Origin of the sequence: Okeania sp. SIO2F4 (assembly GCF_010672385.1) — a bacterium.
Classification (GTDB): Bacteria; Cyanobacteriota; Cyanobacteriia; order Cyanobacteriales; family Microcoleaceae; genus Trichodesmium.
In genome coordinates, this window is the sequence record NZ_JAAHGT010000274.1 from 1 (window position 1) to 10,585 (window position 10,585).

At 37.7% G+C, this 10,585-nt stretch carries 10 protein-coding genes and 1 pseudogene; 7 read left to right on the plus strand and 4 right to left on the minus strand.

The window, feature by feature from the left end; genetic code table 11:
- Positions 1-635 (plus strand): sensor histidine kinase (locus F6K22_RS18100; RefSeq protein WP_293100650.1); only part of this gene is annotated, 635 nt, incomplete at its 5' end.
- Between the two features lie 236 nt (positions 636-871).
- Here F6K22_RS18100 and F6K22_RS18105 read toward each other — a convergent pair.
- Both F6K22_RS18105 and clpS read right to left on the minus strand, forming a co-directional pair.
- Positions 872-1,732, minus strand: a complete 861-nt coding sequence (locus F6K22_RS18105) for a CPBP family intramembrane glutamic endopeptidase (protein ID WP_293100653.1) — start codon at positions 1,730-1,732, stop codon at positions 872-874.
- A gap of 166 nt (positions 1,733-1,898) precedes the next feature.
- Positions 1,899-2,180, minus strand: coding sequence for an ATP-dependent Clp protease adapter ClpS (gene clpS, locus F6K22_RS18110; protein WP_293100656.1), 282 nt, complete (start codon positions 2,178-2,180; stop codon positions 1,899-1,901).
- Between the two features lie 330 nt (positions 2,181-2,510).
- Here clpS and F6K22_RS18115 point away from each other — a divergent pair, with 330 nt between their 5' ends.
- From F6K22_RS18115 to F6K22_RS18130, 4 genes are all read left to right on the plus strand, one after another.
- Positions 2,511-3,023, plus strand: coding sequence for a DUF3172 domain-containing protein (locus tag F6K22_RS18115; RefSeq protein ID WP_293100659.1), 513 nt, complete (start codon positions 2,511-2,513; stop codon positions 3,021-3,023).
- 452 nt (positions 3,024-3,475) lie between these two features.
- Positions 3,476-3,598: a hypothetical protein gene (locus F6K22_RS18120; RefSeq protein WP_293100662.1), complete on the plus strand. Its 123-nt coding sequence runs from the start codon at positions 3,476-3,478 to the stop codon at positions 3,596-3,598.
- A 184-nt stretch (positions 3,599-3,782) separates the two neighbouring features.
- On the plus strand, positions 3,783-4,052 hold the full coding sequence (locus tag F6K22_RS18125) for a hypothetical protein (protein WP_293100664.1): 270 nt from the start codon (positions 3,783-3,785) through the stop codon (positions 4,050-4,052).
- 397 nt (positions 4,053-4,449) lie between these two features.
- Positions 4,450-4,740 (plus strand): tyrosine-type recombinase/integrase, encoded by a 291-nt coding sequence (locus F6K22_RS18130; RefSeq protein ID WP_293100667.1) that lies wholly within the window; start codon positions 4,450-4,452, stop codon positions 4,738-4,740.
- A gap of 178 nt (positions 4,741-4,918) precedes the next feature.
- Here F6K22_RS18130 and F6K22_RS18135 read toward each other — a convergent pair whose 3' ends face one another.
- Positions 4,919-6,403 (minus strand): AMIN domain-containing protein, encoded by a 1,485-nt coding sequence (locus tag F6K22_RS18135; RefSeq protein WP_293100670.1) that lies wholly within the window; start codon positions 6,401-6,403, stop codon positions 4,919-4,921.
- 288 nt (positions 6,404-6,691) lie between these two features.
- On the opposite strand from F6K22_RS18135, the pseudogene F6K22_RS18140 reads away from it, so the two are divergent.
- Positions 6,692-7,280, plus strand: a pseudogene (locus tag F6K22_RS18140) (Uma2 family endonuclease).
- A 1,145-nt stretch (positions 7,281-8,425) separates the two neighbouring features.
- A complete protein-coding gene (locus F6K22_RS18145; protein ID WP_293100673.1) occupies positions 8,426-9,916 on the plus strand; it encodes a TldD/PmbA family protein in 1,491 nt (496 codons plus the stop codon).
- Between the two features lie 118 nt (positions 9,917-10,034).
- On the opposite strand, the gene F6K22_RS18150 is transcribed toward F6K22_RS18145, so the two are convergent.
- Positions 10,035-10,523 carry a TerB family tellurite resistance protein gene (locus F6K22_RS18150; RefSeq protein ID WP_293100676.1) on the minus strand — a complete coding sequence of 163 codons (489 nt, stop codon included), beginning with the start codon at positions 10,521-10,523 and terminating at the stop codon, positions 10,035-10,037.
- Between the last annotated feature and the right edge of the window lie 62 nt (positions 10,524-10,585).

Genomic DNA, 10,585 nt, shown 5'->3' on the forward strand with positions numbered 1-10,585 from the left:
TAGATCCGGACTTCTTAGTCGAAGACCTCAAGAAAATATATAAATCAATGAGAAATGGCACGGAGCAAATTTATGAAATTATTGTAGCTATGCGCAATTTTTCTCGAATGGATAAAACAGAATTTGAAAAAATTGACGTTCAAGAAGCTATTGAAAATACATTAATAATTTTAGGAAGTCGTGTGAAAGCTAATTCTCAATATCCAGAAATTAAAGTTGTCAAAGAATATCAAAATTTACCCCTCATCGATTTTTATCCTAATCAACTAAACCAAGTTTTGATAAATATTATTGGTAATGCCATTGATGCTATTAATGAATACAATCAACAACGAACAATTGAAGAGATAAATAATAATGTCAGTGTGATTAAAATTCATACAGAAATAATTGCCAAAGAATGGCTAGAAATTAGAATTACAGATAACGGACCTGGCATACCACAGGAAGTACAAAAAAAGCTTTTCGACCCTTTCTTTACTACTAAACCAAAAGGTAAAGGGACAGGATTAGGATTATCTATTAGTTATCAAATTATTGTAGAAAAGCATCACGGAAATATTATTTGTTGTTCTGCACTAGGGGAGGGAACAACATTTAAGATTAAGATTCCAATTAAACAGAAATTATGCTAATTATCAGAACAATCAACATGATGTATTTAAGTTTTTTTGTCAGGGAAAATAGGCAAATTATTGGTCAGATGTATCTATACTATAAAGTATCAAAGCTAGAGTATTATAGCCCTAGGCGCAAGTCATAAATCAGAAGTAAGGAGTCAGAAGTAATTCCCAAGTGAGTTTGAGCATTTATAAATGCCCTAACTAATTAACGTAGTGCTATAATTTCTGGTAAAGCTACAATTCCTATCTTAATCAGACACAAATTTTCTCATCCACAGAGCGATCGCTCCTAAAAATAACAACCCCATTAAACCTGCTAAAGGATTACCATCTACCCCAACTACTAACTCCCCAACTGCATCAGAATATTTCACTAAACCACCCACATTAATAATGTAATATCCCCACACTAAACCACTATGAATACCCATAGGAAAACCCAATAACTCTTGTTTATAATCAGTATTTTTCCCTAACTTTTTCTTACTACTACGTTTTGCCCAAACAAATATTAAACCCAATAAAACTAAACCAGGAAATTGCAGCCAAGTTCGTAAAATTTCCCCAATAGGTTTAATAAAATGTAGCCCTGCATAAACAATACTACTCACCCATAAAACTACTTTTTCTTGATAATTTCTCTCCAACTCATCTAATAACCAACCCCGAAATAATAACTCTTCAGCAAAACCAATACCTACAGAAACTAATAAACCTTCAAAAATAAATTGCAGTAACTTTTCTGAGGGAGACTGCCATACTACCCACCCCAAAAATATCTCCAATATAAACAGACTAAATAGACTAAATAAACCTATTCCTAAACCTTGCAAAAATCCTTGAAAATTACGCCTACTTATTACTAAACCGTAGCGATGTAATAGGTGGGGTTCCTGATAAACCTTCTTTCCCCAAAACCGAACCAAAATAATAAACTCAATGTAGAGTAGAGCGATCGCCAATATACTTGCCAAGTTGGTATCTTGTCCAAAAAAATATATTGGTCCTGCCAGTGGTATCCAACTCAGAAGTAATGTTAAAATAAAAATTCCGATCCTTGCTGGAGCGGAAAAGTTTGCTATTTTGCCGAATAATGATAAATTTGGCATCCCCAACACAAAAAAAATGAGAAACCGAGCTTCTCAAAATCGAAACTCGGTTTGTATATTACATCGGACTTAGGCAAAACAAAGTATTTATTCTGATTACGAATGACAGGGAAAATCTCAAGCCAATAATTTTTTCCTAGATGTTCTAAGTCCTGTTAAAATCAAATTACTCATCAGGTTCTATAGTGCTAGTTAGTCCCTGATTTTTCAAATTTTCGCAGTAGAACTCAGCATGTTCTAAAGCACAGGTAATCACCAGTGCAATACCACTATTGTGAGCTTCCATCATAATACTGACAGCTTGGGGCTGAGTTAAGCTCGGCACTGTCTTAATCAATGCTTGCACTACATACTCCATACTATTGAAATCATCGTTATGGAGTAAAACGCGATAACGTGGTGCAAGTTTACGGACTGTGGAACGTTTTTCTATAGTCTCGACAGACACTACTTTATCCTGTTTAATAAAACTAATACAAGGTTTATATTCTTATATATATAACATAAAACTTAATATTACACTAAAATAATAAATAAAAAATTATATTTTTGCCACCTGACTTGTTTATTTGAAGTTTTGACCGAAGAACCCCTGATTCGAGAATTGTCATCCCATTAATCAAAACAAGTATTTTTAATACTTATTTATGCCTAGTCAACACTAATAATTTCCCTGCTAAAATTTGTTGTAGAAATATATTAGGAAAAACACAAATCGAGCTTTGCCCATGATTAATGGCCCAAAAGCCACTCAAATAACTTACAAAGAAAATTATATATGAAACGTAGAACTCAAACCACCAGCCAACCATCCAGATTCAATTATGCTACTCTAGCAATTTTAGGAGGAGTATTTGTTTTGGGTATTGGCATTGGCATTGCCTTTAGCTCCACTGCTAATTTTACCCCACAAAACGTGGCATCTCGTGAATTTATAGATCGCAGTGTACCAAACCCCGAACTTTGTGTACAGTTTGGAGCTAGCGCAATGGTAATGAATATGCGCGTTTTCTTGACTTTGAACCCTTTTAATGTATACATATCTCAGCCTGGTATAGAACCAGGATGTGTCATCCGCAGAAATAACTGGGCAATTTTAGAGCAAAGAAAATTAGTCAACAATGAGCAAGTGCGTGATTGTAAAAACCGGATGAATACCTTCGGGTATACAGGAAATATTAACGATGAACCAGAGATTGATTGCATTTATCAAAACGACAGCGCTCAAAACCTATTCTTGAAAAATCAACTAGGACCGGGGTTTGCTCCACCTGAAAATAACGATTTCTAATATCATGTCATATCATGTCCGGTTGAATAGTTATAAATAACGAGGGAGTCCTCAGGAGTCAGGAAGACCGAGTCAGGAGGGAAGAGGGGAAAAAGAAAGTATAAAAAGGAGAAAGTTTTTTGGTCGCGGAGCGCGGAGCGGAGTTCTATAGCGCTCCGATACGGAAATGATATCAGTTATAAATAAACGTTCAATAATTAATAATTAACAATTAACAATTAATAATTAATAATTACCTATTCTTATAACGGATAGGATTGGCGCTCAAGGAATTTTTTTTCTTCTCTCTTGGGAGATTGGATATGGCGTTTAGCGCTCCGCACAACCCGCGTTTTTCATGTTGCGTTTCATGTTGAACAGTTCTGTGGAAATATTACTCAACTTCAACTTCCAAAAAATGCCAGTTTGGCAATTATTTATCAATGTGGAGTCCCCATGAGTGAAAAATTGGATTGGACACATTTGGGCTAGTTTTGGCCGATACTTCGGAGAAATTGGCCTCTTCGAGTGACGAAATTCTGGTGGAGTTACTTAATCAGAAGCGATCGCCTTCTACGCGCCGTGCTTATGTTTAGGTTTTATGAGTTGGAGAGGTCTGCTCCAAATATTCAGATCAAATCCGGTAGTATCGGTGTAATTAGATATAAGAGTGTGGGGAGTGTGGGGAGATGGGAATAGCTAGAAAGATTTGGTAATTCGTGAAGATGGAACATTTTTTTATACACAATTAAGCGGATTTGATATCAGTTATGTTTGAGTATGGGTAAGCATCAGGCGACTCATTTGGTCTTGAAGTTTAAGCATGATATGGAGTCTAGGGATTTAGCTCCGGCGACGAGCGATCGTCGGATAGAGGCGCTCCGTTCTTTGGTGAAGTTTGCATCGGATATTGGTAGGTGTGATTTGACAGCGCTTTTCGCTCTTGATGAACCACATTGCCATAACCAAAACTTTGTAGGGACGCCCTTATGCAACGTCCCTACTGTGGTCTACCGTGCAGGAAAACGGCTTTCAATAATTAATAATTAATAATTAATAATTAATAATTACCTCTTCTTATAACATTGAGGATTGGCGCTCAAGGAATTTTTTTCTTCTCTCTTGGGAGATTGGAGGCAAGCGTTTGCGCTTCGCAAAGCTTCGAAGTTCGCGTAGCGTCCCGGAGGGAACGGAGACCTCGCCATCCCATCCTAACGGACTGCGAGCAATTCATGTCGCGAAGCGTTAACGCGCGTTGTGCGGAACGCTAAACAACCGCTGTCTTGGGAGATTGGAGGCAAGCGTTTGCGCTTCGCAAAGCTTCGAAGTTCGCGTAGCGTCCCGGAGGGAACGGAGACCTCGGCATCCCATCCTTCGGAATTCTCCGCTTTCCGACCGCTTTTTTCTCCATGAATGGAGAGGCTTTATACCTTAATTTTCCGGTAAGTTGAATAATTCTGCTTTGAGAGTTAAGGTGGCGGAGCATAAGTATCAGGATACGACGGGGGTGAAACCTCAGCAGTTTCAGGAGATTGTTAGTCAGATAGATTTAAGTTCTCCGAGTCTGGTGCGCGATCGGGCGTTGGTTCAGTTATTGTGGAGTAATGCTTTGAGGTGTCTTGAAGTGATTAAGTTGGATCTTAAAGATGTTGATGTAGATAATTGTGAGTTGTATATTATGGGTAAAGGTAGGCAACAAAAAGATAAGGTAGTTCTGCATAGTAATGGTAAAATATAAACAGGACTTACGCATAATCACGATATATAGTAGGGGTTAACGGCCGTTAACCCCTACAGATGGCGTATAATTTCATTTTTTGCGTAAGTCCTGATAAATTTTAATTTATCAGAGATTACTTCTGTACGTTGCCAATCCGATGCCTGCCCTATCTGACCTGCGCGTAGCGCTATAACACCTAAAAATTGCTAATATCATAAAATCTGGAGCGGGGTAAATCTTCAACCACAAGCACTTCTACAATTTCATCAGCTTCCACAGTGACTGGTTCACGGGGAGAAGTCAAAACAACAGTACCAGCTCCAAGCGCCGCTCCTGCCAAGAAACCAAAACCTGAACCTGTAAGGAGCAGTAATGCTAATCCCCCACCAGCACTACTGGCGCCCAAAACTTTTCCATTAACGTGACGATGACCTCGGAGGAATTCTGATTCAGCAGAAAAAGGGATAAAACGACCATTTATATATATAGCTCTGGCTGTGAATTTGCTACCGTGACTATTACTATCAAAACCACCGACTACAGGTGTTTTAGCTGGTACTATAATTCTACCAGATTCATCAGCGATCGCCTCTTCGAGAAGCAAAACTTCCTGTATCTCAATACCGCGTGGTAGTGTAACCTCTCCAGTGGGGTAAATTAAACCTATTATCTCTCCTTCCTCAATTAATATAGAAGTATCATCTTCAGATTGCTTTTTCCCCGAAGTTCCAGGTAAAGGTTCTCCAAAAGAAATCACATCTACTGATTTGGTATTGCTATAGTTTGGTTCTTCTACAGGTTCAGGTTCTGGGGGAGGTGGAACAAAAGTATCTTCAGTTTCTTTAGCTTGGAGTTGCGGCACTTCCGCAATTTCAGAAGGTTCAGTAGGAGGTTGTTGATTACCCAAAGCGTCTATTAATGGAGAATTTACACTATCTGGTTTGTCAGTAGGAATAACCAAGAATGGAATGGAAGGGTCTGCAGAAGGAGGGGGGTTTGGTAGAGGAGATTCTGCTTTGGGGTCTGTTTCTAGAAAACCTACTCTATCTTGCTTTGGTGGAGTAGAAGCTTGATTATCTTCTTCAACAGTAGATTCCGAATTTTCTACTTCTATAGTTTCTGTTGCTGTTATTGCTGCTTCAACAGTATCTACTTCTGGTTCTGTAGTTTCTATTGCTGTTATTGCTGGTTCAACAGAATTTCCATCTAAAATGATTGACTCTTCTGCTGCTTCTGAGATTTCCCCCTCACCCACCAGTAGACGCAACTGCCAACTATTTTGCTGTGGTTCAACCTGTTCTAATTTTACTTGTTTAGTTGATATAGCTACTTCCGGAGCAAAATCTATAACAACTTTTGCTTGTGTTGGTTGCTCTTGAGCGAGACTAACTCGACGCACCAACCCTGCTGGATATAATTCAGTCACATTTACACTAACCTCGGTATCTGGAATGTAGACAACTAGACGAGCAGGTTGGTTTTCAACAGAATAACTAGGAATTGTACCTGCTGGGAGAGTAAACTGAAGTTGATTATTATCTGGGTCAAAAAACCAGTTTGTTAAGAAAGCTGCTAAAACTGGCCGAGGCAAACTAAAATTAATTGTCAGTGTTCCCACTAAGCCAATAAGTTTGAATATAGATTTTAATTTTGACAGATTTTTTTGATATTGACTTGCCATAGCTAACTACTCACAATTCCACAACTATTTAATTATTAAGCTACAATTTATAATCTATGAAACTTTCTAAAATTGGACTAATATAAAATCCGGTCATACAGTAATCGCAAAATTACTCCTTAATCCTTTCTTTCTGCACCCCTCCTGACTCCTGACTCGGTCCTCCTGACTCGGTCCTCCTCAGTGATAGGATAACTAATTACTCGGATTCTATATAAAATACAACATTCTCTAAAATAAATTAGACAAGCTTCAGATTAACATAAGAATGGTAAAGGAGGCAAAGTTATGGAAACATCGACAATTTATTTACCACCCAGATTAGAATTAAAAATTAATCTCACCCAAGAACAATTTTGGCAACAATGCCCAAGAAAATGACGATTTAAGATTTGAAAGAACTGCCACAGGAGAATTAATTATTATGTCACCTACAGGAGCAAATACATCAGAAAGGAACTCGGATCTAAATTTTCAACTAAGAGCATGGAACCGTCAAAACAACTTAGGTAAAGTATTTGATTCTAATGGAGGTTTTACTTTACCAAATGGAGCCGATCGCTCTCCTGATGCTTCTTGGGTAAAACAGGAACGTTGGGATAGTTTAACTGTAGAAGAACAAGATAAGTTTGCACTTTTATGTCCTGATTTTGTGATGGAATTAATGTCTCCTAGGGATACTTTGCCCAAAACACGATAAAAAATGTTGGAGTATATAAAAAATGGTGCGTTATTAGGATGGTTAATTAATCGAAAAAAACGAGAAGTAGAAGTTTACCGCCCTCAGCAAGAAGTGGAAATATTGGTAAATCCTGAGAGTGTTTATGGAGGAAATATTTTGCCTGGGTTTATATTAGATTTAGAAACTATTTGGTAATATATAGCAATCCTAAATAGATTGTAAGATTTTATCGTAGGGGTTTGGTCTCCAAACCCCTACATTTTTTTCTCACAAATCATTCCTGATTGCTATAGCTTTAAGCTATTAGCTATCAGCGGTCAGTTTTGAGCTATTTTATACAGCTTGGTAATATATAATAATCTTAAATAGGTTGTAAGATTTTATTGTAGGGGTTTGGTCTCCAAAACCAGGCTAAAATAGGATTTGAAGACTAAATTCCTACAATTGTTTTTCACAAAAAATTTAGGAGCGCTATACCTATAAACTGTTGATGGAGGAAATATTTTGCCTGGGTTTATATTAGATTTAGAAACTATTTTGTAATATAGCTTTAAGTTATCAGCTATCAGCTATCAGGGGTAAATTTTGAGCTATTTTATACAGCTTGGTAATATATAATAATCTTAAATAGGTTGTAAGATTTTATTGTAGGGGTTTGGTCTCCAAAACCAGGCTAAAATAGGATTTGAAGACTAAATTCCTACAATTGTTTTTCACAAAAAATTTAGGAGCGCTATACCTATAAACTGTTGATGGAGAAAATATTTTGCCTGGGTTTATATTAGATTTAGAGACTATTTGGTAATATAGCTTTAAGCTATCAGCTATCAGCTATCAGGGGTAAATTTTGAGCTATTTTATACAGCTTGGTAAGATATAATAATCTTAAATAGGTTGTAAGATTTTATTGTAGGGGTTTGGTCTCCAAAACCAGGCTAAAATAGGATTTGAAGACTAAATTCCTACAATTGTTTTTCACAAAAAATTTAGGAGCGCTATACCTATAAACTGTTGATGGAGAAAATATTTTGCCTGGGTTTATATTAGATTTAGAGACTATTTGGTAACAGGGAGTGGGAGTCGAGTAGGGTGTGTTAATGAAATGTAACGCACCGCCTATCCCAAATATTTATTATACAGAAACCGGGTTTATGGAAGAAACTTCGAGATTTAAAAAACAATAGCAATAAACCCGGTTTCTTCTTTGATATTATCAAATAGACTTATACAGAAACCGGGTTTATGGAAGAAACTTTGAGATTTAAAAAACAATAGCAATAAATCCGATTTATTCTTTGATAGTATACAATAGATAAAACAAAATTAATACTAAGAAAAAAATGGTACAAGCACCAGTAAAAATTAAAACTACCGAACTAGCAACATTAGCAATAGATCTAATTCGTCAGGCTGGATGTGAATATGGGGATATTCGGTTATGTACTTACCATTCTCAAAATTTGACAGCTCGCGATCGCTCTCTTAAGCAACTACAAGATAAAGTTAGCTCTGGGTTTGGGGTTCGAGTTTTGCTCAACGGTGCTTGGGGTTTTGCTGCTAGTCATCGCCAAACACCAGAAGAAATAGCTAGAGTTGTCGCTTTAGCAGTGGATATTGCTAAAGGTAGTCGTCTATGTCAACAAACACCTGTGCAGTTAGTACCTGTAGAAACCTATCGCGATAGTTACGTTACTCCTATCCAAATTGACCCGTTTACTGTTCCCATTCAGGAAAAGGCGGAACTACTTTTAAGTTTGAACGAGCAATTATTAAGTTATGAAGAGCAGGGGATTAAAAAAGCTTTTTCTTTTCTCAGGTTTACCAAAGAAGAGAAAATATTTGCTTCTACAAATGATTCCCTAATTGACCAAACTATTTACCGTAGCTATCCTGGGTTTACTTGTACAGCTATTGCTAATAATGATGCTCAAAGTCGTAGTTACGATCGACCTCCTTTGAATATAGGGTACGAGCATATTAACTCCAGTGACTTATTGAGTCAAGTAGAGCGAGTTGCCTCGGAAGCAATAGAAAAAGTTCATGCTCCCAAGGGACCTGCCGATATTCGTTCTACTTTAATTTTAAAGCCAACGAATCTATTTTTAACCATTCACGAATCAGTCGGACATCCCACCGAGTTAGACCGAGTTTATGGTTATGAAGCTAATTTTGCTGGTACGAGTTTTGCCACTACCGATAAAATGGGTAAACTTCAATATGCTGCACCTTGGGTTAACTTTAAATGCGATCGTACCCAACCAGGAGGTCGTAGTACAGTAGGATATGATGATGAGGGTGTTAAATCACAAGATTGGTATGTTGTCAAGGATGGGATATTAGTAGATTATCTCACAGACAGGGAAACAGCTGACCGTCTGGGGCGAGGTAGCAGTAATGGTTGTGCTTATGCTGACAGTTGGTCGAGTATACCTATGGTGCGCATTCCCAATTTGGGATTAGAAGCGGGTGCTGATGGTGGAAGTCATACTGCCACTTTAGCAGAAATGATTGCTGATACTGAGGATGGAATTTTAATTGATGGTATTGGTAGTTTTTCTATTGACCAACAACGACGGAATTTTCAATTTGGTGGGGATGCGTTTTGGCAAGTGAAAAAAGGTAAAGTTGTGGGAATGTTGAAAGATGTAACTTATCATTCTATGACAACTGATTTTTGGAATAGCGTTGATGCAGTGGGAACTGCTGCTGAATGGGAGCAGTGTGGTACTGATATTTGTGGAAAAGGGGAACCGATGCAGTTAGCGCAAATGACTCATGGTTGTGTACCTGTGCGAGTGCGGGATATTTTGATAGGTAGTGGAGCTAGCTAATTGAGTAGGTTGGGTTAAGCGTATCTCGCAACCCAACATATACATATTAGAGTTGTTGGGTTTTCTTAAGGTCAACCCAACCTACAAAGCTGAGTGCTACTTCAATAATTCCAGCTAATTACAAGGTTTCAGTCAGAATTAGCGCCTTCAGCATACTCTCAGTTTTTTCTTCCATCTCTACTAATACCTTTAGAGCTACAGTAATATCCTCTGGAACTCCCAACAGTTCAGCCGCTTTTTTAACAGCTTCTTGCTCTTCTTTTGAGTAATCCTTATCTGCTCGAGACATTTTAATGGCATGATACAGCAACGTTCTTTGTGCCGACCAAGTGGGAACATCTGCTTTGATCTTGGGCAACAGGTCTTCTAACTTGGCATTCTTGTAGTCAAATGTTTTGTATTTTTCTATCACTTCTTCAGGAGCGCCAACCATCCGTTGATGATTTATTAACCAGTTCATCTCTGACTCTGGGACATCTCCATCAGCTCCAGCAATAACGAGCAGTACATACCCATAGTTAAGATATGCTTCAAAGGGAGCTGAGGAAAGGCCATAATTCCTTTTCAGGTATTCTGAACCTGCTATCATTTGCTCTTCATTCGCCATAATTTGTTTCCTTTTCCTATCCCTTCAAGTTGAGTTTACTGCACCAAGAATTTTTCAGCTTA